Origin of the sequence: Humibacillus xanthopallidus (genome assembly GCF_044793955.1) — a bacterium.
Lineage (GTDB): Bacteria > Actinomycetota > Actinomycetes > Actinomycetales > Dermatophilaceae > Humibacillus > Humibacillus xanthopallidus_C.
Window position 1 is genome coordinate 3,486,702 of sequence record NZ_CP084995.1, and the last position, 24,228, is coordinate 3,510,929.

A 24,228-nucleotide genomic window follows, 5' to 3' on the forward strand; every position below is an offset into this window, starting at 1 on the left:
GATTCCATCACGTCCCTCCGACACCGGCGCGGGCGCCGAGCAGGTATGCCGTGGGCACCGGACGGCATACCCCCTGCGGCGCTGCTGCGCCTCCCTCGTCGACAGCGGGCCGGGCACCCCGGTGCGGGGTGCCCGGCCCGGGCTGCGCGGCTCCGTCAGCGGTGCCGCGCGAGCCGACCCGTCACTTCACGTCGAAGCGGTCGGCCTCCATGACCTGCGCCCACGCGGCGACGAAGTCGCGGACGAACTTCTCCGTGGCGTCGTCGCTTGCGTAGACCTCGGCGAGCGCACGCAGCTCGGAGTTGGAGCCGAAGAGCAGGTCGACGCGGCTGCCGGTCCAGGTCTGCTCGCCCGCGGCGTTGGTCGCGGTGAACTCGTCGGCCGCCTCGCTGGTCGGAGTCCACGTCGTGCCCAGCTCGAGCAGGTTGACGAAGAAGTCGTTGGTCAGCGTGCCGGGTCGGTCGGTGAGGACGCCCGTCGTGGAGCCGCCGGTGTTGGCGCCGAGGACGCGCAGGCCACCGACGAGCACGGTCATCTGCGGGGCCGAGAGCCCGAGCAGGTTGGCGCGGTCGACGAGGAGGTACTCGGCGGGCACCCGACCCGGCTTGCCGACGTAGTTGCGGAAGCCGTCGTGCTTCGGCTCGAGGTAGGCGAAGGACTCGACGTCGGTCTGCTCCTGCGAGGCGTCGACGCGGCCGGCTCGGAAGGGCACCTCGACGGTGACCCCGCCCGCGGCAGCGGCCTGCTCGACCGCGACGTTGCCGCCGAGGACGATGAGGTCGGCGAGCGAGACGGCCCGGCCACCTCGGCCGTTGAAGTCGGCCCGCACGCCCTCGAGGGCACGCAGGACCGTCGCGAGCTCGGCGGGGTCGTTGACGTCCCACCCGCTCTGCGGCGCGAGGCGCACGCGGGCACCGTTGGCGCCGCCGCGCTTGTCGCTGCTGCGGAAGGTCGAGGCCGAGGCCCAGGCCGCCTTGACGAGCTGGGTCGTGGTGAGGCCGGAGTCGGCGATCGCCTGCTTGAGGGTGGCGACGTCGTCAGCGGTGATCGGCTCGCCGGAGGCGGCCGGCAGCGGGTCCTGCCACAGCAGCTCCTCCTGCGGCACCTCGGGGCCGAGGTAGCGCTCGACGGGGCCCATGTCGCGGTGGGTCAGCTTGAACCACGCGCGGGCGAAGGCGTCGGCGAACTCGGCCGGGTTCTCGTGGAAGCGGCGCGAGATCTGCTCGTAGGCCGGGTCGACCCGCAGCGCCAGGTCGGTCGTCAGCATCGTGGGCAGTCGCTTCGCACCACCCTCGTCGGGGGCGGGGATGATCGCCTCCGCGTCCTTGGCCACCCACTGGGCCGCACCGGCGGGGCTCTCGGAGAGCTCCCACTCGTGGCCGAAGAGCATGTCGAAGAAGGTGTTGTCCCACTGCGTCGGCGTGGGGGTCCACGTGACCTCGAGACCCGAGGTGATGGCGTCCTGGAGCTTGCCCGTGCCGTAGGACTGCTTCCAACCGAGACCCTGCGCCTCGAGCGGCGCGGCCTCGGGCTCCGGACCGACGTTGACGAGCGGGTCGGCGGCGCCGTGCGTCTTGCCGAACGTGTGGCCGCCGGCGATGAGGGCGACGGTCTCCTCGTCGTTCATCGCCATCCGCCCGAAGGTCTCGCGGATGTCGCGGGCCGACTGCAGCGGGTCGGGGTTGCCGTTGGGGCCCTCGGGGTTGACGTAGATGAGGCCCATCTGGACCGCGGCGAGGGGGTTCTCGAGGTCGCGCTCACCCGTGTAGCGCTCGTCGCCGAGCCACTCGGCCTCCGAGCCCCAGTAGACGTCGTCGTCGGGCTCCCACACGTCCGCCCGTCCACCCCCGAAGCCGAAGGTCTCGAAGCCCATCGACTCGAGCGCGACGTTGCCGGTGAGGACGATGAGGTCGGCCCACGACAGGCTCTGGCCGTACTTCTTCTTGACCGGCCACAGCAGGCGGCGGGCCTTGTCGAGGTTGCCGTTGTCGGGCCAGGAGTTGAGGGGAGCGAAGCGCTGCTGCCCGGCTCCGGCACCGCCGCGGCCGTCCTGCACGCGGTAGGTGCCCGCGCTGTGCCAGGCCATGCGGATCATGAACGGCCCGTAGTGGCCGAAGTCGGCCGGCCACCAGTCCTGCGAGTCGGTCAACACGGCGGCGATGTCGGCCTTGACGGCGGCGAGGTCGAGGCTGCTGAAGGCCGCGGCGTAGTCGAAGTCCTCACCGAGCGGGTTGGCGACGGCCGGGTTCTTGGCCAGCACCTTGAGGTTGAGGCGGTTGGGCCACCACTCGTCGTTGCTCGTGCCCCCCGGACGGGTGGACCGGTCGTGGGCCACGGGGCACTTCGCGGCCTCCGGCTCGTTCATCTCGCCGACTTCGGCATTCGGGTGGTGGAGCTCAGACACGAGGACGTCCTTTTCTCTCAAGGGGTGGGCACTTCAGGAGGCTGCCGCTGCAGCGCACGGGGCACAGAGTCCCCAGTACGTCACCTCGGCCTGGTCGATGAGGAAGCCGTGGTCGGCGGAGGCGTCGAGGCACGGGGCCTCGCCGACCGCACAGTCCACGTCGGCGATGAAGCCGCACGAACGGCATACGACGTGGTGGTGGTTGTCACCGACGCGCACCTCGTAGCGGGCGACCGACCCGCTGGGCTGGATGCGGCGCACGAGACCGGCGTCGGTGAGGGCACGCAGCACGTCGTAGACGGCCTGGTGCGACACGTCACCGGCGACGTCGCGGACGCGCCTGATGATCGTGTCGGTGTCGGTGTGCGGGTGGTCGCGCAGCACCGTCAGCACGGCGACGCGCGGGCGCGTCACACGCAGTCCCGACTGTCTCAGCTGCACTTCGATGTCCGTCTCGACCACGACCCGAGTCTGGCCCGTTATCTGGAGCGGATCAAGTCTCAATGTGAGACCGGCCCCGCCGAAGAGGTCAGTCGGCGACGAGCTCGACCTCGAAGCCCTCCCCGCTCTCGAGGTAGGCGGCGTAGTGATCGGGCCCACCGGCATACGGGTGCCGGTCGGCAAACATCAGCGTCCAACCGCCCGCCTCGCAACCCGCCACCAGCGCATCGACCTCGGCGCGCGAACCGCCATGGAAGGCAAGGTGATTCACCCCGGGCCGTCGTCGCTCGTGGCGACCCTCCTGCACGTCAGGGCCTGCCTCGACGACGAGGTAGAGCGACCCGCGCTCCCACGCCCTGCCATGGCCCCAGTCGTCGCCGAGGCGGTAGCCGAGCCCTTCGAGCAGCCAGCCCCACTCGCGCCCGGCAGCCTCGATGTCCGCGACCCAGATCTCGACGTGGTGCAGCCCGCCCCGCGCCCCGGCGGGCCGGGCACCGGGCGCCTCCTCCCAGCGGGCGCGCGCCATGTCGGCGCGGCCCCCCTCGACGAGTCCACCGACCATCGGGGTGCCCTCGGCGCGCCAGTGCTCGAGCGCCTCGGACTCGAGGCCCTGCGGAGGGCGCCCGTCCGACCGGATCACCCGCCACCACGGCACGTCGGAGCCGTAGCGGCTCATCACGGTGCCGACCGTGCGGGGCCCCAGGCCGCCGAGTCGCTTGGCGATGTCGCCGTAGGCGAGCACTCGACCGGGTGGGATGCGGGCCACGAGGTCGAGCACCCTCGCGGCGTGGTCCTCGACCGACATCGGGCGCGCTCCTCGGGGCTGGTCGGGTGGGTCAGTACTCCGGCTGCGTCGGGTCGATCTCACGCAGATAGGCGAGTATGCCGCCCTCGACGTTCGCGACGTCGGTGAGCCCCGCGCGCAGCGCCAGGCGGGTCGCCTCCGCGGAGCGCGCGCCCACCTTGCAGTGGATGAGGACCCGCCGGTCGTCCGGCAGCTCCTCGAAGGCCTCGCCCGACCTGAAGAGGTCGAGGTGGATCGCCACCGCCCCCGGGATGCTCGCGATGGCCCGCTCCTCGGTGCCGCGCACGTCGACGAGCAACGGCGGGCGGCCGGAGGCCAGCTCTCCCACCATCTCGTGCACCGTCACGGTCGGCAGGTCACCCTCGTCGGGGGCAGCCGCGCCGGGCACCCCGCAGAACTCGACGTAGTCGATGAGCTCGGTGACGCTCGGGTCGTCACCGCAGACCGGGCACTCGGGGTCGGCCCGCACGGTCAGGGTGTCCCAGCTCTGGCGCAGCGCGTCGTGGACGAGCAGCCTGCCGGTGAGGGGCTCGCCGATGCCGAGGAGCAGCTTGATCGCCTCCGTCGACTGCACCGAGCCGATCGCGGCGCAGAGCACACCGAGCACGCCACCCTCGGCGCAGCTCGGCACCGACCCCGGCGGTGGCGGCTCGGGGAAGACGCAGCGATAGCAGGGTCCGTGGCCCGCCCACCACACCGAGACCTGGCCGTCGAACCGCAGGATCGAGCCCCAGACGTGCGGCTTGCCGAGCATGACGCAGGCGTCGTTGACGAGGTAGCGGGTCGGGAAGTTGTCGGTGCCGTCGACGACGACGTCGTAGTCCGCGATGATCTCGAGGGCGTTGGACGAGTCGAGTGCGAGGTCGTGCCGCTCGACGGTGACGTGCGGGTTGACCCGGTGCACGGCCGCCTCGGCGGACTCGGTCTTGGGCCGACCGATGTCGGCGTCGGAGTGGATGACCTGGCGGTGGAGGTTGGTCAGGTCGACGACGTCGGCGTCGACGACGCCGATGGTGCCGACCCCGGCGGCTGCCAGGTAGAGCAGGGCCGGCGATCCGAGGCCACCCGCGCCGACGACGAGCACCCGGGCGGCGGCGAGCCGCTCCTGACCGTCGCGCCCCACGTCGGGCAGCAGCACGTGCCGGGCGTAGCGCGTCAGCTCGGGTCGGCTGAGCGATCGACCCGTCTTGACCAGCGGATCCGTCGACATGCGATCACGGTACTGCTCGGTATGGTGACAATGACATCGTCGTCCCGAGAGGGACGCTCGCAGCACCGAACCGCTCACGAGGACCCGCATGCCTGACGACTCCCCCGCCGCCGTTCGCGGCCAGCGGCTCCCCCGGTCGGAGCGACGCGCCCAGCTGCTCGACGCAGCTCTCGGCGTCTTCGTCGAGAACGGCTACCACTCCGCCGCCATGGACGACATCGCCGCTCGCGCCGGCGTCTCCAAGCCCGTGCTCTACCAGCACTTCCCGGGCAAGCTGGAGCTCTACCTCGCCCTCATCGACCAGCACACCGGTGAGCTGGAGCAGCTCGTCCGCGACGCTCTCGCCCTCGAGGACAACAAGGCCCGCATCAACACGATGACGCGCGCCTACTTCGACTTCGTCGGGCAGGAGGGCGCAGCCTTCCGCCTCATCTTCGAGTCCGACCTCGCCAACGAGCCCGAGGTGCGCAAGCGGCTCGACCAGATCGACCTCACCTGCGCGGAGGCGATGGCCGAGATCATCACGAGCGAAACGTCGATGGAGCAGGAGGAGGCGGTGCTCGTCGGCGTCGCCTTCGTCGGCATGGCCCAGACGGCGGCGCGGCACTGGCTGACCCACGAGGCGACGTTGTCCGAAGACACGGCGGTCCGCGTCACCGCGGCGCTCATCCGCCGCGGTTTCGGGGCCTTCCCGTCCGTGCGATCCGGCGCCGACAAGCCCAAGGAATCCGTGGGCACCACCGCTGGTTAAGGTGACGACGGGCGCCGATCGCGCGCCCGACGACGTGTGAGAAAGCAGGTATGACGTGGAGATCCGCATCGGCGTCCAGAACGTGGCGCGCGAGATCGCCTTCGAGACCGCGCAGTCGACCGACGAGATCCTCGCCGCGGTCAAGGCGGCGCTCGACTCCGACGTGCTCGAGCTCGTCGACGACAAGGGCGGTCGCATCATCGTGCCGTCGGCATCCATCGGCTACGTGACCACCGGCGCCGAGCGCCGTGGCGGGGTCGGATTCGGCGCCTCCTGACGGTCGGCGCGACGACGGCCGGGACCCGTGCTGTGACCTGGGACGCCCGTCCCAGGTCACAGGTGCGTATCGCCGTGTGGCTCGAGCCGCTGATCCGGGTACAACACTGACGTCAGGGGCCGGTTCATGCCGGTCCGCCGTCAGCCCGACACCCGCGGGCCGTCCGGAGGAGGCCAGCGTGCTGTGGACCGTCGTGTTCGCTGTCGTCGCTGGCGCCGTCGTCGGCCCCCTCGCCCGCCTGGCGTTGCCAGGCAGGCAGTCCATCAGCCTCCCCCTGACGATCGCGCTCGGCGCTGCCGGGTCGCTCGTCGGGACGCTGATCTACTACTCGATCAGCGGTGACCGCGACACCGTTGCCGTCGACTGGACCTCAGGACTCATCGGGGTCGTCGTCGCGGCGATCCTGATCCTCGGCTACGGCCGGGTGAGGGGCGCGAGCCACCCCACCCGCTGACGGGTGTCCGACGCGAGTTTCCGCGCGTCACACCCACCACTCCCGCCCCAATGGTGGGACAGTGGAATGCTGCAACTGTCGTCCGTGCTCCCGCGCGGACCAAGAGGTCGCCCCGCACGGGGGGCCAGAAGGAGCAAAGACATGATTGGCGCAATTATCGGAGCGATCGTGGCCGGCCTCATCATCGGCGCCCTGGGCCGTCTCATCGTGCCCGGCAAGCAGAACATCTCGATCGTGATGACGATCGTCATCGGCATCATCGCCTCGCTCGTCGCGACGCTGATCCTCGGCGCGATCTTCGGCTACGAGAACGCCAACGGTGGCATCCAGTGGTGGTACTGGATCGTCGGTGCGATCCTCGCCGCGCTCGGCATCGTCGCCTACGGCCGCATCACCAACAAGTCCGTCTGACACGGACTTTCGCCCCGCGGCACACCCCGCTCGGCATGACGAAGGGCTCGGCCTCACGGCCGGGCCCTTCTGTCGTGTTCGAAGGGTCAGGCCGACAGCCCGAGCCGCTCCATGCGACGGGTGTGCTCGTCGGTGAGCCGGGCGAACATCCGGCCCAGCTCGGCGAGGTCGGCACCAGCGCGTCCGGGTGCGCCGACGAGGATGCTCGCGAGCGCGTCGCGCTCGACCCCGACGCGCTGCGCCTGGGTGATCGCCTCGCCGACGAGACGCCGGCCCCAGAGGGCGAGCCGGCCCGACAGGCGCCCGTCCTGCTCGATCGCCTCGCGCACCGCAGCCACCGCGAAGTCCGACTGTCCCTCGTCCTCGAGCACCTGCAGCACGAGCGCCTGGGTGTCGGCGTCGACGTAGGTGGAGATCTCGCGGTAGAAGTCCTGGGCGATGCCCTCGCCGACGTAGGCCTTGACCATCCCCTCGAGCCAGTCCGACGGCGCCGTGCGCTCGTGGAACGCGTCGACAGCCGGCACGAAGGGCTCCATCGCCGTCTCCGGCTCGACCCCGAGCGACGCCAGCCGCTCGCTCAAGACGGTGAAGTTGCGCAGCTCGTGGGCGGCGAGCTGGGCGATGGCCGACTTGTGGCGCAGCGTCGGCGCGAGCTCGGCGTCCTTGGCCAGCTGCGAGAAGGCGCGCAGCTCGCCGTAGGCCAGCGCCCCGAGCAGGTCAGTGACCGCCGCGAGGTAGCCGGGCTCCCCCGCGGTGGCCGGGAGGGGCTCGAACGGTGCGTCAGCGCTGGTCATGCACACAATCTAGTGATCGATGGCGGGCCCCGCGCCGACGTGCCGGTAGGATGGGCTGGACAACTCGGTGCCCGGTCGGCCCGAAGGTTTGCCCAGATGGTGCCCGCGAGGAGCAGAGACTCACCCCGCACCGGTGGAGCCCGCATCGATGCGAGAGCCACCGACCGTCAACGACACGCTCCGATCGGCCCGTCACGCGCCACTGAGCTCCCGCCCCGCGGGGTGCTCGTGCCGATCGAGAGATGCCCATGACCCAGCCCACCCAGAGCCCGATCGAGCCTGCCGCGGCAGTGGCTCCGGAGCTCACCTTCGCCGACTTCGACGTCCACCCCGACATCGTGGCCTCACTCGCCGACGCCGGCATCATCATCCCCTTCCCCATCCAGGCGATGACGCTCCCCGTCGCGCTCGGCGGCCACGACATCATCGGCCAGGCCAAGACCGGCACGGGCAAGACGCTCGGCTTCGGCGTGCCGATCCTCAACCGTGTCGTCACGCCCGCCGACGAGGGGTATGCCGCCCTCGCCCGTCCCGGCAAGCCGCAGGCTCTTGCTGTGGCACCGACGCGTGAGCTCGCCGTGCAGGTCGCCGGCGACCTCGAGCGGGCCGGTCGCCGTCGCGGGGTGCGCGTGCTCACGGTCTACGGTGGCCGCGCCTACGAGCCCCAGATCGAGGCCCTTCGCACCGGCGTCGAGGTCGTCGTCGGCACGCCCGGCCGCCTCATCGACCTGGCGAAGCAGGGGCACCTCGACCTGTCGCAGGCCCGCACCGTCGTGCTCGACGAGGCCGACGAGATGCTCGACCTCGGCTTCCTGCCCGACGTCGAGACGCTGATGTCGCTGACGCCGGCCTCGCGCCAGACGATGCTCTTCTCGGCGACGATGCCCGGCGCGATCGTCGCGCTGGCCCGGCGCTACATGAGCCAGCCCACGCACATCCGCGCGATGGGCGACGACACCGAGAACGCCCACACGGTCAAGGCCGTCGAGCAGTTCGTCTACCGCGCCCACGCGATGGACAAGGTCGAGATGCTCTCGCGCATGCTCCAGGCGACCGACCGCGGCCTGACCATCATCTTCAGCCGCACCAAGCGCACCGCGGCCAAGGTCGCCGACGAGCTCGTCGAGCGCGGCTTCGCGGCCGCCGCGATCCACGGCGACCTCGGCCAGGGAGCCCGCGAGCAGGCGCTCCGGGCCTTCCGCAACGGCAAGGTCGACATCCTCGTCGCCACCGACGTCGCCGCCCGCGGCATCGACGTCGACAACGTCACGCACGTCATCAACTTCCAGTGCCCCGAGGACGAGAAGACCTACCTGCACCGCATCGGCCGCACGGCGCGCGCCGGCAACACCGGTGTCGCCGTCACCTTCGTCGACTGGGACGACCTGCACCGGTGGGCCCTGATCAACAAGGCGCTCGACCTCGGCATCCCCGACCCGCAGGAGACCTACTCGAGCTCTGACCACCTCTACAGCGACCTCGGCATCCCGACCGACGCCAAGGGTCGCCTGCGCCGCTCGCAGCAGACCCTGGCTGGCCTCGGGGCCGAGGAGATCGAGGACCTCGGCGAGACCGGCAAGCGGCACGGCAAGTCCGGCGGTCGCGACGGTGGGCGAGACGGTGGGCGCGACAGCTCCCGCGACGGCGGTCGCGGCGGCTCGCGCAGCGGGGGTCGCGGCGACGGCCGCGGCCGTGACTCCGGATCGCGTGACGGCTCCCGCGATGCCGTGGCGCGCGACACCGCCGCCGATGCGCCCGTGGGTGGCACCGGCGCCTCCGGCGACGAGGCCTCCGGCGTGGCTGGCGGCACTGCTGACGGTGAGAGCCGCCCGCGCCCCAACCGCAACCGTCGCCGCACCCGCGGCAGCGGTGCGGCGGCTGCCGGCGCCGAGGCCGGCGGCGCCGACGGCGCCACGGGAGACGCGCCGAGCGCCAACGGTGCATCGCCCTCGCGCGGCAACGGTGAAGGTACCGACGGTGCGCCCGAGTCCGATGACACCCGGCCCCGTCGCCGGCGCCGGCGCGGCGGCTCGGGCCGCGGCGAGAGCGCGCCCGCCCCGGTGGCAGCCGAGTGAGCTGACGCTCCTGCTCCGACGTGTGGCCACCTCCTGCGGGAGGTGGCCACACGCATGTCCGGGCCACGCGGCATACGACACCCAGCATCGAGGGACGTCCCCATCGGGTCCCGTCTGCCCGAAATCGGGCAGATTCTTGGCGTCAGGAGCAGGCGTGGTGCATCCTCGTCGAGTGCCTGACCGTGATCTCGTCGCCCGAGTCGCCGGATCAACCGGCCTGAGCGAGGCCGAGGCAGCGCGGGTCATCGGCGACGTGCTCGCGCACTACGCCGAGCCCGTCGAGGACTTCGTGCGCCGCCGGCACTCCGCCCTGCAGCTGCGCGGCACCCGCAACCCCGCCATCTACCGGACGATCGCCGGCGAGCTGAGCCAGCGCCTCGTCGCCGCGCCCACCCTCAGCGAGCGCCAGCTGCGCCGGATCATCTACGGCTGAGCCCGGCCCGTCCAGTCCCGTCCCCCACCCCGACCATCAGGAGAGTTCACCCATGTGCGGAATCGTCGGCTACGTCGGACGCCAGCCCGCCGCCCCCATCCTCATCGAGGGCCTGACGCGCCTGGAGTATCGCGGCTACGACTCCGCCGGCATCGCCGTGCTCGGCAGCGCGGGGGCCACCGTCGTGCGGCGCGTCGGCCGGGTGCGTGAGCTCGAGGGCGCGCTGCCCAAGCGGCTCTCCGGCACCGTCGGCATCGGTCACACCCGGTGGGCGACCCATGGGCCGGCCACCGAGGCCAACGCCCACCCGCACTCGAGCGAGGACGGCCGCATCAGCGTCGTCCACAACGGCATCATCGACAACGCCGGCGCGCTGCGCTCGCGGCTCGGCGCCGAGGGCGTCACCTTCAGCTCCGACACCGACACCGAGGTGCTCGCGCACCTCGTGGCACGCTCCGGCGCCGCCACGCTCGAGGACCGCGTCGTCGAGGCGCTCGAGCAGGTCGTCGGCACGTATGCCGTCGCCGTCCTCGACGCCCAGCAGCCCGATCGCGTCGTGGTGGCGCGCAACGGCTCCCCCCTCATCATCGGGGTGGGCGACCGGGAGATGTTCGTCGCGTCCGACGCGTCCGCCCTCGTACGGCACACCTCGTCGGTCGTTCACCTCGACGACGGCGAGCTGGCAGTCGTCACGGCCAAGGACTACCGCACCTTCACCCGCGACAGCCACGACACCGGCCGCGTGCCGACCGAGATCGAGGTCTCGGCCGACGACGTCGAGATCGGGGCGCACGGGCACTTCATGGCCAAGGAGATCGCGGAGCAGCCGGAGACCGTCTCGCGCATGCTCCGCGGCCGGCTCGACACCCGCTTCGGCACGGCTCGGCTCGACGGGCTCAACCTGTCGCCGCGCGAGCTGCGCGCCTTCCGCCGCGTCAAGATCCTGGGTTGCGGGTCCGCCTACTACGTCGGTGAGCTGGGGGCGCTGATGATCGAGGAGCTGGCACGCATCCCGGCGCACGCCGAGGCTGCCTCTGAGTTCCGCTACCGCAACCCCATCATCGAGCCCGACACCCTCTACGTGGCGGTGAGCCAGTCGGGCGAGACGGCCGACACCGCCTTCGCCGTGCGCGAGATCAAGCGCAAGGGCGGTCAGGTCATCGGCCTCGTCAACGTCGTCGGGTCGACGATCGCCCGTGAGTGCGACGGAGGCATCTACCTCCATGCGGGGCCCGAGATCGCGGTCGCCTCGACCAAGGCCCTGACCCACATGGGCGTCGGCTTCGCCCTGCTCGCCCTGCTGCTCGGGCGGGTGCGCGACCTCTCGGTCGCCGACGGGCAACGCGTCATCGCCGGCCTCGAGCGGCTGCCGGCCGACATTGCGGCAGTCCTCGCCGACGAGGAGCGCATCGCCCGCCTGGCCGAGGAGCTCTCGAGCGCCGAGAGCCTCTTCTTCATCGGTCGGGTGCGCGGCTTCCCCGTGGCACGCGAGGGCGCCCAGAAGTTCAAGGAGATCTCCTACCGGCACGCCGAGGCCTACCAGACGAGCGAGCTCAAGCACGGGCCGCTCGCGCTCATCGAGGAGTCCAGGCCCACGGTCGCGGTCATCCCGGACGACGAGCTGACCGACCGCAACCTCGCCGCTGCCGAGCAGGTGCTGGCGCGCGGCGGGCGGGTCGTGGCGATCTCGCACCCCGGAGTCGACCTCGGGCCCCTGCAGGACCGACGCGTCGACGTGCCGCGCAACGAGGTCGAGCTCGACCCCATCCTGCTGATGATCCCGATGCAGCTGCTCGCGTATCACGCAGCGGTCGCGCTGGGGCTCGACATCGACAAGCCTCGTAATCTGGCGAAGTCGGTCACCGTCGAGTGAGCTCACGTCCAGAGCCGCTGCGCTGCTGAGGCGCACGGGGCCGGGTGAGGAGCGGTCATGAAGCTGCACGAGTCGATCACCGATCGCCTGCGGGCCTTCATCGAGAAGCAACACGTCTTCTTCGTCGCGACCGCACCACTGGCTGCCGACGGCAGGGTCAACCTCTCCCCCAAGGGTCTCGACGGCACGTTCGCCGTCGTCGACGAGCACACCGTGGCCTATCTCGACCTCACGGGGAGCGGCGCCGAGACGGTGGCGCACCTGCGAGAGAACGGCCGCATCACGGTGATGTTCTGCGCCTTCGAGGGACCGCCCAACATCGTCCGGCTGCACGGCCACGGCCGGCACACCGTGCCCGGAGAGGGCGAGTTCGACTCCCTCAGAGAGCGATTCGCAGACCACCCCGGTGTGCGCGGCATCGTGGTCGTCGACGTCGACCGGGTCTCGGACTCCTGCGGGTATGCCGTGCCGCTCATGTCGCACGAGGGTGATCGTGACCTGCTGACGTCGTGGGCCGGGCACCGCGGCGAGGCCGGCCTCGAGACCTACCGAGCCACGAAGAACGCGACGTCGATCGACGGCCTGCCCGCCCTAGGCTCGTGAGCCGCGTCGCCGTCGCTCCCGCTCCGGATCGGGCACGCCTGCGGTGTAGACCATCTCGTGCTCGTTGCTCGAGCCGACGAAGGGCAGGCTGCCGAGCCGGCCGAGGATGACCGGACCGTGGCCGTCGAGCTCGACGACTGTCGGGTCTACGCCGGTCACGGTGACCCGCTCACCGCGCACCGAGACCTCGGCGGGGTCACCGTCGCGCAGCGTGAAGCTGATCCGCTCGTGGTCGACCTCGACGAGCAGACGACTGCCCCGTGCCTGGATGCGGAAGGTGAGGCGCGGCCAGTCCACGGGGAGTCTGGGGTCGAAGGTCAGCGTGCCGTTGTGGTCACGCATGCCGCCGAAGCCGTAGACGAGCGCGTTCCACACGCCGCCCGTCGAGGCGACGTGCACCCCGTCGGCGGCATTGCCGTGCAGGTCGGCGAGGTCGACGTAGAGCCCCGAGTGGAAGTACTCGAGAGCGAGGTCGCGATAGCCCACCTCGGCCGCGACGATGGACTGCACGACCGACGAGAGGGTCGAGTCTCCGGTCGTCAGCGGGTCGTAGTACTCGAAGTCGGCGCGCTTCTGCTCCTGCGAGAACATCTGCCCCTGGAGGAAGAGCGCCGCGACGACGTCGGCCTGCTTGAGCACCTGGAAGCGGTAGATGACGAGCGGGTGGTAGTGGAGCAGCAGCGGCCGCTTGGAGTCGGGGGTGGCGGCGAGGTCCCACACCTCGCGCTCGAGGAAGTGCTGGTCCTGCGGGTGCACCTGCAGGCCCTCGTCGTAGGGGATGTACATCCCCGCAGAGCAGTCGGCCCACTCGTCGATCTCGTCGTCGTCGAGGTCGAGTCGATCCACGAGACGCTCGTAGGCGTCGGGGAACTCGTGCTGCAGCCGGCGGGCCCAACGGGCGGCCTGGCGCAGGTTGTCGCTCGCCATGACGTTGGTGAAGAGGTTGTTGTTGACAACCGTCGTGTACTCGTCCGGACCGGTGACGCCGTGGAGGTGGAACCGGCGTGACTCGCCCCGACCCAGCCAGAAGCCGAGGTCGGTCCACATCCGCGCCGTCTCGACGAGGATGTCGATGCCCTCACGCATCATGAAGTCGTCGTCGCCGGAGGCCTGCACGTACTTGCACAGCGCGAAGGAGATGTCGGCGTTGATGTGGTACTGCGCCGTGCCGGCGGCGTAGTAGGCGGAGGCCTCCTCGCCGTTGATCGTGCGCCACGGGTAGAGGGCGCCGGTGTTGGACAGCTCGGCGGCGCGGCGGCGGGCCGCGGGCAGCATGAGGTAGCGGAAGCGCAGAGCGCCTCGCGCGACGGACGGCGAGGTGTAGCTGAGGAAGGGCAGGACGTAGGTCTCGGTGTCCCAGAAGTAGTGACCTTCGTAGCCCGAGCCACTCACGCCCTTGGCGGGGATGCCGACCTGCTCGATGCGCCCCGAGGCCTGGGCGAGCTGGAAGAGGTTCCAGCGCACGGCTTGCTGGATCGCCGGGTGACCTTCGACCTGGACGTCCGAGTCGGCCCAGAAGCGGTCGAGCCAGCTCCGCTGCTGCTCGAAGCACTCGGCGACTCCGGTGTCACGCACGCGGTCAAGGGTGCGTCGGGCGCGGTCGACGAGCTCGCGCGTGGGCACGCCACGCGAGGTGTGGTAGGCCGCCACCTTGGTGAGGCGGATGGGGTGGCCCTGGCGGCCCTTGACGCGATAGATCTTCTTGCCGAGGTCGTCCTCGGCGTGGCTGAGGTCCTCGTAGTCGCAGTCGGTGGAGATGTCGTGGTCGACCCCGACCGCGAGCGTCATGCCGGAGTTGACGCAGCGATAGCTGAGCACGGTGCGGCGGTCGCTCGCCCAGTGGCTCTGGGGGTCGAGCACCCGCTCGACGAGGCGGGAGGCCTTGCGGGGGTCGAACGCACGGGCCGACGTCGACACGTGGTAGTCGTCGGTGCCGTCCTGGCGGTTGAGGATCTGCGACGAGATCGCGACCGGCGCGTCGGCGTCGAGCAGCGTCACGTCGAAGGTCATGACGGCGAGGTGGCGCTGCTCGAACGACACCATGCGGGTCGACTCGATGAGCACCCGTTTGCCCGACGGGGTGCGCCACACGAGGCTGCGGCGCAGCACGCCGTCGCGGAAGTCGAGCGTGCGCTCGTAGTCCTGCAGGTCGGCGAGCGAGAGCATGAGGGGCTCGTCGTCGACATAGACCTTGATCGTCTTGACGTCGGGGACGTTGACGATCGTCTGCCCGGTCTGGGCGAAGCCGAAGGCCTCCTCGGCGTGGCGGATCTGCCACGTCTCGTGGAAGCCGTTGATGAAGGTGCCGTGCGCGTGCACGTCGCGGCCCTCCTCGACGTTGCCGCGCATGCCGAGGTAGCCGTTGCCGACGGCAAAGACGGTCTCGGTCAGGCCGAGGTCGTCGGTGGAGTACCACGTCTCGCGCCAGGCCCACTCGTCGACGGGGAAGCGGGTGCGGTCGATCGGGTCGGGGCTGCCCTGCAGCTCGTGGCGCATCATGGGATGAGCTCGTCGAGCTCGGCCACGACGATGTCGGCGCCGCCGTCGAGCAGGGCGTCGCGCCCGGCCCCCCGGTCGACACCGACGACGAGGCCGAAGTCACCCGCGCGGCCGGAGGCGACCCCCGACAGGGCGTCCTCGAGGACGACGCTGCGCCCCGCCTCCACGCCGAGCAGGCGCGCAGCGTGCAGGTAGGTGGCGGGTGACGGCTTGCCCTCGAGACCCTCCTGGGCGGCGACCTGGCCGTCGACGACGATCTCGAAGCGGTCCGCGAGGCGCGCGGCCGCGAGCACGACGGGCGCGTTGCGCGACGAGGACACCACCGCGACGGCGGTGCCCCGGCCCGCGAGGTGGTCGAGCAGCCGCACGGAGGCCGGGTAGGGCTCCACGCCCTCCTCCTCGAGGATTGCGGCGAAGACGGCGTTCTTGCGGTTGCCGAGGCCCCCGACCGTCTCGGCGTCGGGGGCGTCGTCCGTCGTCCCCTCGGGCAGCTCGATGCCACGAGAGGCGAGGAACGTGCGCACCCCGTCGAAGCGGGGCTTGCCGTCGACGTGCGCGAAGTAGTCGGCGGACGTGTAGCGGTCCACCGGCTCCTCGCTGGCCCGCTCGGCGAGGTAGTCGTTGAACATCCGGTCCCAGGCGCGCATGTGCACCTCGGCGGTCGGTGTCAGCACCCCGTCGAGATCGAAGAGCGCCGCGTCGTAGTCATCCCACTGCACAGTGCGAGCCTAGGGCCCCGAGCGCCTGCGCGTGGTCACCGGTCCACGGAGCCGACCGGACGGCATACGGCACTCAGACGGCGATGGTGCTCGTGTCGATGACGAAGCGGTAGCGCACGTCGCCGGCGACGACCCGGTCGTAGGCCGCGTCGACCTCGTCGGCCGAGATGGTCTCGACCGTGGCGCCGATGCCGTGGGCGGCGCAGAACTCCAGCATCTCCTGGGTGGCGGGGATGCCGCCGATGGTGGAGCCGGCAACGACGCGGCTGCCACCGACGACGGCGCCCGGCGCGAAATCGTAGTTGCCAGAGGGCAGTCCGACGTTCGCGATGACACCGAGCGGGCGCAGCAGGCCGATGTATTTCTGCATCGGCAGGTCGGCGCTCACCGTGTTGATGATGATGTCGAAGCTGCCCTTGAGGCTCGCAAGCACGCCCTCGTCGCCGGTGGCGTGGTAGTGCTCGGCGCCGAGTGCGGCACCGTCGTCCTTCTTGGCGTCGGTGCGCGACAGGACGCTCACCTGGGCGCCGAGGGCGGCTGCGATCTTGACGGCCATGTGGCCGAGCCCGCCGAAGCCGATGACGGCGACCTTCTTGCCGGGGCCGGCGCCCCAGCGCTTGAGGGGGGTCCAGACGGTGATGCCGGCGCAGAGCAGCGGCGCGGCGACGTCGAGCTCGATGCCGTCGGGGATGCCGACGGCGAAGCGCTCCGAGACGACGACCTGCTGGGCGTAGCCACCCCTGGTCGGCTCGCCGTCGTAGCCCTTGCCGTTGTAGGTCATGACGGCGCCCTTGGCGCAGAACTGCTCCTCGCCGTCCTTGCAGAACTCGCACTCGCCGCACGAGTCGACCATGCAGCCGACGCCGACGCGGTCGCCGACCTTGTGCTTCGTTACGCCGTCACCGACCGCCGAGACGACGCCGGCGATCTCGTGGCCGGGGACCATGGGGAAGATGGCGCTGCCCCACTCCTCGCGGACCTGGTGGATGTCGCTGTGGCAGATGCCGGCGAACCTGATGTCGATGAGCACGTCGTCGTCGCGCAGGTCACGGTGCTCGATGGAGCGGGCCTCGAAGCGGGCTCCGGCGCTCGGGGCGACGAGGGCGGGCGTGGTGATCACGGGGTCTCCTTCAGGCAGGGGTCGTGCCGATGTCGTGCGGGCACTCTGAGGTGCAGCACGGGGTCACCGGGAAACATTCCCTGTCGGAGGCCGCTTCGGTCAGAGACGCGGCACGAGCGACTGCGCCACCTCGCGGTAGGCCTGCGCACCCTTGGACGAGCGCGCGGTGGCGAGGATCGACCGGCCGACGGCGGGTGCCTCGGCGAAGCGCACCGTCTTGGGGATCGGCGGCTCGAGCACCGGCAGGTCGTAGCGCGCACCGACGTCGGCGAGCACCTCACGCGAGTGGTTGCTGCGTCCGTCGTAGAGCGTCGGCAGGATGCCCCACACCTCGAGGTCGCGGTTGAGGATCTTCTGGACGTCACTGACGGTGTCGAGCAGCTGGCCCACGCCGCGGTGGCTGAGCATCTCGCACGGCATCGGGATGATGAGCCCGTCGGCAGCCGTGAGCGCGTTGAGCGTCAGCACCCCCAGGCTCGGCGAGCAGTCAAGCAGCACGACGTCGTATGCCGTGTCGGCGCCTTCCAGCGCCGTGCGCAGGACGTACTCGCGCCCGGGCCGCGACAGCAGCATCGCCTCTGCCCCGGCGAGCTCGATGGCCGACGGCACGAGATCCATGCCGTCGTCGGTCGTCAGCACGACGTCAGCGAGCGCGACGCCGCCGGTGAGCACGTCGTGAACGGAGCGCTCGACGGTGTCGGGGTCGACCCCGAGCGAGAAGGTCAGACAGGCCTGCGGGTCGAGGTCCACGAGCAGGACCCGCTTGCCGAGCTCGGCGAGGGCAGCACCGAGGCTCGCGACCGAGGTCGTCTTGGCGACCCCGCCCTTCTGGTTGGCCAGGGCGATCACGGTCGGACCGGAGGTGGACGGAGCGGGGCTCGGGTCGCTGATGCTCGTGCGGCGGGCCATGCGAGCAGTGTGTCAGGTCGGTGGTCAGAAGGCAGAGATGGTCCGTGGCGCACGCTCGGCCCGGGTCAGCGCCGAGACCACCGCCCCCTGGCCGTGCCGGGTGACGGCGAGCCGGGTGAGGAGGGCGAGCACGGGGTCGAGCACGTCACGAGGCAGTGTGGGCGACGTGAAGCCCACGCTCGCGGCGAGGTCCTCGCCGTGCACGACGACCTCCATCAGCCGCCCGGTGAGGAAGTCGTCGAGACCCAGCGACCAGCCGGACCATGGGATGAGCACCGCACGGCCGTCGGACTGCGCTGCGAGGAGATCGGGCAGCACCCGCCGCGCCTCCATCACGGCGGCGAGCACCGCATCGGGGCCCTCGGCGGCCCGGGCATCGCCGCTCTCGCGGATCGAGACCTTGACCTCGTCGTCGAGGCTCGCGTGGACCCAGGCGGACCGGGCGTAGTGCTCCTCGAGCGTGATCGGGTCGCCGATCGGATCGGCGCGCAGCAGAGCCACGGTGGTGACGGGCTGGTTGGCGAGGTGGGCGACGAGACCCCCGACCTCCCACTCGGCGAGGGCGCTCTGCTCGTGCCACGCGGCACGGACGTCCTCACGCGCGACGATCGCGGCCACGTGATCGGTGGCGGAGAGGAAGGCGGCTCGGAGATCGGTCACGGGTCTCCCCTGTCAGTCGGCACATAGGGCTCGAGGCCGGCCCAGTCGGACTTCTCGGGTCCTTGGGCCTGGCCCTCCGGGCAGTGCGCCCGGAAGTCGCACCACGAGCACAACGCGGAGGGTCGTGGGGCGAAGCGGGTCGACTCGATGCCCACCTCGGCGTAGTCGGCATCGGCGCGGCGCAGGTCGGAGGCGATCGACTCGGCCTCGGCGACCTTGCGCTGCAGCGACTCGTCGGTGTGCTCGTGGGCGGCAACGGTGCCGGAGGGCACGTGGTGGAGCTCCACCCGACGGCACGGGCGACGGAACATGCGCGAGGACGCGACGGCATAGAGCGCCAGGGGCAGCGAGGTGCGGGCGTCGTCGCCGGTCGGGACCTGACGACCCGTCTTGTAGTCGACGACGACGAGCTCGCCGTCGCGGTCGTCGAGCCGGTCGATCCGCCCCGTGATCGCGACCTCGTCGGTCTTGAGCGACACGCTGCGCTCGATGCCGACGGGCTGACGCTCGCGGTCGGAGGTGCGCAGGTAGTCGGTGACGACCTCACGCACGCGCATCCGCCACGCCACGGACTGCTCGGGGTCGCGGAAGCCGACGTCGATCCACGACGTGCGCACGAGCTCGGCCACCCCTGCAGGCGTGCGCTGCGCGGGAGGCAGGTCCCAGAAGTCGCGCAGCACGTTGTGCGTCGCGATGCCCACGGAGGTGTGGGCCCGCTGCGCCCGGGCCGCCGGCTTCGGGCGGTCGAGATACTGCATGCGGTAGCGCCGTGGGCAGTCGAGCCACGCCATCAGCCGTGAGGGCGACCCGGAGTAGAGCGGCGTGGGCATGCCGGCGAAGGTCTCCTGCTCGGCCGGGCGCGTCGTCACGCGACCACCCTAGGACCTCCGTCCGACATCCCTAGCGCCCACGTCCCCAGGCATCCACTCGACCGTCGAGTGCTCACGTCCCATGAGCGCCGAGGCCGGTCGAGCGCGCCCTACTCGCCATGCGCATCGGATCAATCACGTTGACCACGAGGGCAGTTCGACGCGGTCAGGGGCGCACGATGGTCGTGACCCCCGACGACGCCCGCTCGATGGCGTCGAGCACCTCCGGGTCGGTCGTGTGCTCTCCGAGACGGTTGAGCTTGCCTGCACCGTGGTAGTCGCTCGAGCCCGTGAGCAGCAGCCCGAATCGCTCGGCGAGCGCCTCCGCCCGCGCGATCTGCTCGGGCCCGTGGTCGCGGTGGAAGGCCTCGAGACCGACGAGCCCCGCGGCATACATCTGCTCGACGAGCGCCTCGTCGGCGCCGCGTGAACGGGTGAGCGTGAAGGGGTGCGCGAGCACGGGCACTCCCCCGGCCGCGCGCACGAGCTCGACGCCGCGCACCGGATGGGGGGCGTGGTGCGAGACGTAGTAGGGCGAGTCCTCGGCCAGCCACACCTCGAAGGCCTCGTCGCGGTGCCGGATGGTGCCGTTCGCGATGAGCGCATCGGCGATGTGGGGGCGCCCAGCGGTTGCACCGGGGGCCACCTGGGCCAGCACCTGCTCATAGGTCACCGGTATGCCGTCCGCGGCCATCCGCGCGACCATCCGTGCCAGCCGGGTGGCGCGGGACTCCCGCGCGTGGGCGAGCTCGGCCATCAGCGCGGGGTCGTCGGGGTCGGTGAGGTAGCCGAGCAGGTGGATCGAGACACCGCCCACGGCACAGGAGATCTCGATGCCCGGCACGAGGGTCAGGCCGGTGCGGCGCGCCGCCCTCGTGGCCTCCTCCCAGCCGCCGACGGTGTCATGGTCGGTGAGGGCGAGCACGTCGATGCCGGCCGCGGTCGCTGCCTCCACGAGCACGGTCGGGCTCTCGGTGCCGTCGCTGACGGTGGAGTGGGCGTGCAGGTCGATGACCGGCCCGCTCTGCCGGCCGGGCCGTCGCGCACTCCCGTCGCTCGTCACGAGGACACCCTAAAGGCGAGGGCGCCCCGACGGCTGTGCTCCCCGTCACCCCACGTGCACGACCTTTGCCACCGATGGGGTGCGTGCCCCGTCGAGCACTACGAGCGCGTAGTAGCCCGGCGGTGCGACGTGCGAGTCGACCGGGGTGCCGACGATGCTGAGGGCGGCCCCGTCGGGGCGGCTGTAGGTGACGCCGATGGGCAGCTGCACGACCCGCTGGCCGGTGTCGAAGGAGTGGGTCTGGGACCCGAGCGCCACGAGCACCACCTCCGACGGAGTGCCGACCGTCGGCAGCTGGAAGAGTGCGCCGTACTCGAGCTGTGTGGGTGCCGAGGCGATGATGGGGCGGGCCCGTGACAGGTAGTCGGGGGTGTAGATCTGGTAGGTCGGCTTCTCGAGCGAGTCGGCCGTCACGACGTCGCGGCCGCCGCCGACGAGCACGCGCCCGTCGGGCAGCAGCAGCGCGACGGAGTGGTAGCCCCGGATCACCCCCGACGAGGTCGTGCCCGTCGTCACCGAGAAGTCCGAGAGCGGGTCGACGTACTGCGCCCGCGTGACGTCGGTCGCGCCGGTCATGTCGTGACCGGCGAGGAGCAGCACGCGGCCGTCGGCGAGCACGATCGAGTCCGGATGGTGCCGGTTGATGCCCAGGTCGATCGACGGGCCCCACTCGCCCGTCACCGGGTCGAGCACGTCGGCAGTGCGCTGGTAGCTGCCCACCATGTCGCCGCCGGCGACGAGGATGCTGCCGTTGCGGTATGGCGCATCCGCACCGCTCCCGGGACGGATCGGCAGCATGACGCTCGAGGCGCCCCAGCCGGGCTGGTCGGTCGTGCCGTGGGCGGGCCGCTGGCCCAGGACGTTCCACGGCGCACCCGCCTTGGCAGCGGTCGTCACGGGCGTGCCCGAGTCGGCGACCATCAGCAGGTCGGAGTCGGCCCCGGCATACGGCAGGACGAAGACAATCGTGTAGTCGCGCGCGTGGATCGAGACAGGCGTCTGCGTGTGACCCGAGACGAGCGCGCGCTCGCCGGTGTGCGGGTCGAGCGTCTCGAGGCTGCGGTTGTCGGTGCCCGAGGCGTCGAGCGTGATGAGCTCGAGGCCGCCCGTGACGAGCATCCGCTTGTCGGGCAGGCGGGTCAGCGTGGGATACCACCGCGCGGCGCTGTCGAGGTAGCCGCGGCCGACCATCTCGCCCGGGATCCGCTCCCACGTCGTGCCGTCGAAGACGGTCTGATAGGGCAGCCCGAGCGTGTAGCGCAGCTCGCCCGTCGTGCCGTCGGAGACGATCCGCGTGCCGCCCGCCGTGACGACGCGGCCCGTGTCGTCGAGGGTCGCGCTCGTGCAGTAGAGGTCGTCATAGAGGCTCGCGTCACCGTAGGGCGTGCCGGTGTGCTCGACCGGCTCGGCGACCTCGGTGATGACGATGTCGGACGCGGGTGTGACCCCTGGCGCAGGCGGTGTGAACACCCACGACACGCGGCGCGCCCGGCCGTTCTGGGTGGGCGGGTCCGACTCGCGGGCGATGCCGATGAAGTGGACCCGGCCGTCCGGCAGCAGCGTCGCGTGGATCGGCGCGGCATACCAACCCTCGGCCGTGCGGAAGGTACCGACCGTGCTCCACGCGTCGCTGGCCGTCGTGGTCGTGGCGGCGACGGCCCCCAGGGCGGCCGACGGGGTCGCCGACATCGTCGCGGCGGAGTGCGTGGTCGCGGCGGTCTTGCTTCCGGTCGTCGCGCCGGTGGCGGTGGCGGTGCCGGTCGGCGCGTGGGGCACCGGGGCCGGCCCGCCCAGCGTGCCCGCGAGCCGGTCCGACACGGTGGCGTCCCTGCCGGCTCCGCCGCCATGGCCCGCGTGGCCGGATGCCGGCGAGGTGGACGACCGGGCGTGCGCGGGGGCGCCAGACAGCGTCGCTCCCAGCGCCACGGGCACCAGAGCGACTGCCACCAGGGACCACGGACGCACCCCCATGGGTCCGAGGCTAGGGGCGGCGGACAGGATCCGTGTCCGATTCGCGGTATTCCACCCCCTTCCTGCGCAACACACCGAGGAATTACCAACTTCACGCGGCACACCTCGCGAGTCTGGCAATTGCTCGGTGTGTTGCGGATGTCCACACCTGGGTCGACGGCGGGGACGGGCGTCCACAGCGCGGCTCCCGAGGCTTTCGCCGACACCGTATGCCGTCCAGCCTGCTTCGCATGGACGCTCGACTCCGCGCGCTGGCCGGCCGCCAGGACGGCGCCTTCAGCTCTGCCCAAGCAGCCGACCTCGGTGTCGACCACGCCGAGCTGCGCCGTGCGGTCCGGCGAGGTGAGCTGGTGCGTCCACGGCGGGCTGCCTACGTCGATGCGGTGCGCTGGCGCGAGGCCGATGCCGACGAGCGCTTCCGGCTGCTCGTGCGGGCGGTGGCGCACACCCGCGCGGGTGACGTCGTGAGCCACCATGCCGCCCTCGCACTGCACGGGCTCCCCCTGTGGGGGCACGACACCGAGCGCGTCGACCTGCTGACCGACGTCGGCCAGGCGGTGCGTCGGACCGGCCTGCACCTGCATCCTCGGGCTGCCGTGCGTCCCGTCCAGGTCGGAGCTCTCGCCGTGGTGCCGGTGGCGAGGGCGGTCGTGCGCACCGCCCTGACCATGGGGCGTGACTGCGCGGTGGTGGCAGGTGACGCGGCACTGCACGCCGGGTTGGTCACCAGCGAGGAGCTCCTCGCGGAGGTCGCCCGCGTCTCACCGCACGAGGGTCGAGGACGAGCCCTCGAGGCGGTGCTGCGCATGGACGAGGCGGCCGAGTCCGTCGGCGAGTCGCGCACCCGGCTGATCCTGCAGGACCTCGGCCTGGCCCACGAGAGCCAGGTCTGGATCACGGACGCCGCCGGCAACGCGGTGGCGCGTGTCGACTTCCTCGTGGAGGGCGTGGTGCTCGAGTTCGACGGGCGGGTCAAGTACCGCGCCGAGGGCGAGGACGCCGGTGAGATCGTCTGGCTGGAGAAGCGCCGCGAGGACGTCATCCGCAGGCGCGGGCACCCGGTCGAGCGGGTGATCTGGGATGAACTCGATCGGCCGGGCCTGCTGGGTGCCCGCATTCGGGCCGCGCGACCGGCTCCCTCGCCTCAGCGCCCAGACGCCGCCTGACCACCCGCTCAACCGGACACCGCCTCGTGGGCGACCCAGCACCTCCGTGGCAACACACCGAGAAATCGACAACGCCACGCGGCATACCTCGTGGTTGTGGCAATTTCTCGGTGTGTTGCGCGGTTGAGGGGGTCGGGCGGGGCGGTCGGCGGCGGTAGGGGTCAGTCGGTGCGGGGCTCCCGACCGGGCCAGTTCTTGTCGGGCATGGGCACGGGTCGGCCGGGCTGCTCACCGCCGCGTGCCTCGAGGTAGTTCTCCTTGGGCACCATGACCTTGCGGCGGAAGATGCACACGATCGTGCCGTCCTGCTTGTAGCCGATCGTCTCGACGTGCACGACGCCCCGGTCGTCCTTGGAGGTCGACTCCCACTTGTCGAGCACGACCGTCTCGCCATAGATCGTGTCGCCGTGGAAGGTCGGCGCGACGTGGCGCAGCGACTCGATCTCGAGGTTGGCGATCGCCTTGCCCGAGACGTCCGGCACCGACATGCCGAGCAGCAACGAATAGACGTAGTTGCCGACGACGACGTTCTGCCCGAACTGCGTCGAGCCCGCCGCGTAGTGCGTGTCGAGGTGGAGCGGGTGGTGGTTCATCGTGAGGAGGCAGAAGAGGTGGTCGTCGTACTCCGTCACCGTCTTGCCCGGCCAGTGCTGATAGACGGCACCGACCTCGAACTCCTCATAGCTGCGCCCGAACTGCATGCCCACTCCTCGTCCTCGAA

23 protein-coding genes are annotated in these 24,228 nt (G+C 71.3%); 9 read left to right on the forward strand and 14 right to left on the reverse strand.

The features are described 5' to 3' along the window. Window positions 1-181: 181 nt before the first annotated feature. From katG to moeB, 4 genes are all read right to left on the reverse strand, one after another. Entirely contained in the window at window positions 182-2,365 is a 2,184-nt protein-coding gene (gene katG / locus LG278_RS15640; RefSeq protein ID WP_404393677.1) for a catalase/peroxidase HPI, read from the reverse strand. A 72-nt stretch (window positions 2,366-2,437) separates the two neighbouring features. Further along, entirely contained in the window at window positions 2,438-2,866 is a 429-nt protein-coding gene (locus LG278_RS15645) for a Fur family transcriptional regulator (RefSeq protein WP_404388281.1), read from the reverse strand. A 67-nt stretch (window positions 2,867-2,933) separates the two neighbouring features. After that, a complete protein-coding gene (locus LG278_RS15650) occupies window positions 2,934-3,650 on the reverse strand; it encodes an MGMT family protein (RefSeq protein WP_404388283.1) in 717 nt (238 codons plus the stop codon). 31 nt (window positions 3,651-3,681) lie between these two features. After that, window positions 3,682-4,860 (reverse strand): molybdopterin-synthase adenylyltransferase MoeB, encoded by a 1,179-nt coding sequence (gene moeB / locus LG278_RS15655; RefSeq protein ID WP_404388285.1) that lies wholly within the window; start codon window positions 4,858-4,860, stop codon window positions 3,682-3,684. An 88-nt stretch (window positions 4,861-4,948) separates the two neighbouring features. Between moeB and LG278_RS15660 the strand changes: the two genes are divergently transcribed. The 4 genes from LG278_RS15660 to LG278_RS15675 all read left to right on the forward strand — a co-directional run bounded on the left by LG278_RS15660 (window position 4,949) and on the right by LG278_RS15675 (window position 6,753). After that, window positions 4,949-5,611, forward strand: coding sequence for a TetR/AcrR family transcriptional regulator (locus tag LG278_RS15660; protein WP_404388287.1), 663 nt, complete (start codon window positions 4,949-4,951; stop codon window positions 5,609-5,611). Between the two features lie 55 nt (window positions 5,612-5,666). Continuing rightward, a complete protein-coding gene (locus tag LG278_RS15665) occupies window positions 5,667-5,888 on the forward strand; it encodes a DUF3107 domain-containing protein (RefSeq protein WP_404388288.1) in 222 nt (73 codons plus the stop codon). 178 nt (window positions 5,889-6,066) lie between these two features. Next, window positions 6,067-6,342 (forward strand): GlsB/YeaQ/YmgE family stress response membrane protein, encoded by a 276-nt coding sequence (locus LG278_RS15670; protein WP_404388289.1) that lies wholly within the window; start codon window positions 6,067-6,069, stop codon window positions 6,340-6,342. Window positions 6,343-6,483: 141 nt separating this feature from the next. Then, on the forward strand, window positions 6,484-6,753 hold the full coding sequence (locus tag LG278_RS15675; protein ID WP_404388290.1) for a GlsB/YeaQ/YmgE family stress response membrane protein: 270 nt from the start codon (window positions 6,484-6,486) through the stop codon (window positions 6,751-6,753). An 86-nt stretch (window positions 6,754-6,839) separates the two neighbouring features. Here the strand turns inward: LG278_RS15675 and LG278_RS15680 are convergent, their stop codons facing one another. Continuing rightward, on the reverse strand, window positions 6,840-7,547 hold the full coding sequence (locus LG278_RS15680; RefSeq protein ID WP_404388291.1) for a ferritin-like fold-containing protein: 708 nt from the start codon (window positions 7,545-7,547) through the stop codon (window positions 6,840-6,842). A 248-nt stretch (window positions 7,548-7,795) separates the two neighbouring features. Here LG278_RS15680 and LG278_RS15685 point away from each other — a divergent pair, with 248 nt between their 5' ends. The 4 genes from LG278_RS15685 (at window position 7,796) to LG278_RS15700 (ending at window position 12,531) form a co-directional block, all read left to right on the forward strand. Further along, window positions 7,796-9,622: a DEAD/DEAH box helicase gene (locus LG278_RS15685; RefSeq protein ID WP_404388292.1), complete on the forward strand. Its 1,827-nt coding sequence runs from the start codon at window positions 7,796-7,798 to the stop codon at window positions 9,620-9,622. Window positions 9,623-9,794: 172 nt separating this feature from the next. Further along, a complete protein-coding gene (locus LG278_RS15690) occupies window positions 9,795-10,055 on the forward strand; it encodes a hypothetical protein (protein WP_404388294.1) in 261 nt (86 codons plus the stop codon). Between the two features lie 52 nt (window positions 10,056-10,107). Then, a complete protein-coding gene (gene glmS / locus LG278_RS15695; RefSeq protein WP_404388296.1) occupies window positions 10,108-11,928 on the forward strand; it encodes a glutamine--fructose-6-phosphate transaminase (isomerizing) in 1,821 nt (606 codons plus the stop codon). 57 nt (window positions 11,929-11,985) lie between these two features. Then, window positions 11,986-12,531 (forward strand): pyridoxamine 5'-phosphate oxidase family protein, encoded by a 546-nt coding sequence (locus LG278_RS15700; RefSeq protein WP_404388297.1) that lies wholly within the window; start codon window positions 11,986-11,988, stop codon window positions 12,529-12,531. Here the strand turns inward: LG278_RS15700 and LG278_RS15705 are convergent. The 8 genes from LG278_RS15705 to LG278_RS15740 form a co-directional block, all read right to left on the reverse strand. Next, on the reverse strand, window positions 12,520-15,027 hold the full coding sequence (locus LG278_RS15705) for a glycoside hydrolase family 65 protein (protein WP_404393679.1): 2,508 nt from the start codon (window positions 15,025-15,027) through the stop codon (window positions 12,520-12,522). The genes LG278_RS15700 and LG278_RS15705 overlap by 12 nt on opposite strands. Further along, window positions 15,027-15,749 carry an HAD family hydrolase gene (locus tag LG278_RS15710; protein WP_404388299.1) on the reverse strand — a complete coding sequence of 241 codons (723 nt, stop codon included), beginning with the start codon at window positions 15,747-15,749 and terminating at the stop codon, window positions 15,027-15,029. Before LG278_RS15710 ends, LG278_RS15705 begins: the two co-directional genes overlap by 1 nt. A gap of 73 nt (window positions 15,750-15,822) precedes the next feature. Next, window positions 15,823-16,869, reverse strand: a complete 1,047-nt coding sequence (locus LG278_RS15715; RefSeq protein ID WP_404388301.1) for an NAD(P)-dependent alcohol dehydrogenase — start codon at window positions 16,867-16,869, stop codon at window positions 15,823-15,825. A 99-nt stretch (window positions 16,870-16,968) separates the two neighbouring features. Further along, the gene (locus tag LG278_RS15720; protein WP_404388302.1) at window positions 16,969-17,778 is read right to left on the reverse strand and encodes a ParA family protein; all 810 of its coding nucleotides are present in this window, start codon (window positions 17,776-17,778) and stop codon (window positions 16,969-16,971) included. A gap of 24 nt (window positions 17,779-17,802) precedes the next feature. Then, complete coding sequence (locus tag LG278_RS15725; RefSeq protein ID WP_404388304.1) at window positions 17,803-18,438, reverse strand: maleylpyruvate isomerase N-terminal domain-containing protein; 636 nt, start codon at window positions 18,436-18,438, stop codon at window positions 17,803-17,805. Continuing rightward, window positions 18,435-19,307, reverse strand: a complete 873-nt coding sequence (locus LG278_RS15730; protein WP_404388306.1) for a RecB family exonuclease — start codon at window positions 19,305-19,307, stop codon at window positions 18,435-18,437. The genes LG278_RS15725 and LG278_RS15730 overlap by 4 nt, the downstream gene beginning before the upstream one ends. Before the next feature lie 166 nt (window positions 19,308-19,473). After that, window positions 19,474-20,370: a PHP domain-containing protein gene (locus LG278_RS15735; RefSeq protein WP_404388307.1), complete on the reverse strand. Its 897-nt coding sequence runs from the start codon at window positions 20,368-20,370 to the stop codon at window positions 19,474-19,476. A 45-nt stretch (window positions 20,371-20,415) separates the two neighbouring features. Then, window positions 20,416-22,341 carry a galactose oxidase-like domain-containing protein gene (locus LG278_RS15740; RefSeq protein ID WP_404388309.1) on the reverse strand — a complete coding sequence of 642 codons (1,926 nt, stop codon included), beginning with the start codon at window positions 22,339-22,341 and terminating at the stop codon, window positions 20,416-20,418. A gap of 230 nt (window positions 22,342-22,571) precedes the next feature. Between LG278_RS15740 and LG278_RS15745 the strand changes: the two genes are divergently transcribed. Next, complete coding sequence (locus LG278_RS15745; protein ID WP_404388310.1) at window positions 22,572-23,507, forward strand: type IV toxin-antitoxin system AbiEi family antitoxin domain-containing protein; 936 nt, start codon at window positions 22,572-22,574, stop codon at window positions 23,505-23,507. 161 nt (window positions 23,508-23,668) lie between these two features. Here the strand turns inward: LG278_RS15745 and LG278_RS15750 are convergent, their stop codons facing one another. Continuing rightward, a complete protein-coding gene (locus LG278_RS15750) occupies window positions 23,669-24,208 on the reverse strand; it encodes a MaoC family dehydratase (protein ID WP_404388312.1) in 540 nt (179 codons plus the stop codon). Window positions 24,209-24,228: the final 20 nt, after the last annotated feature.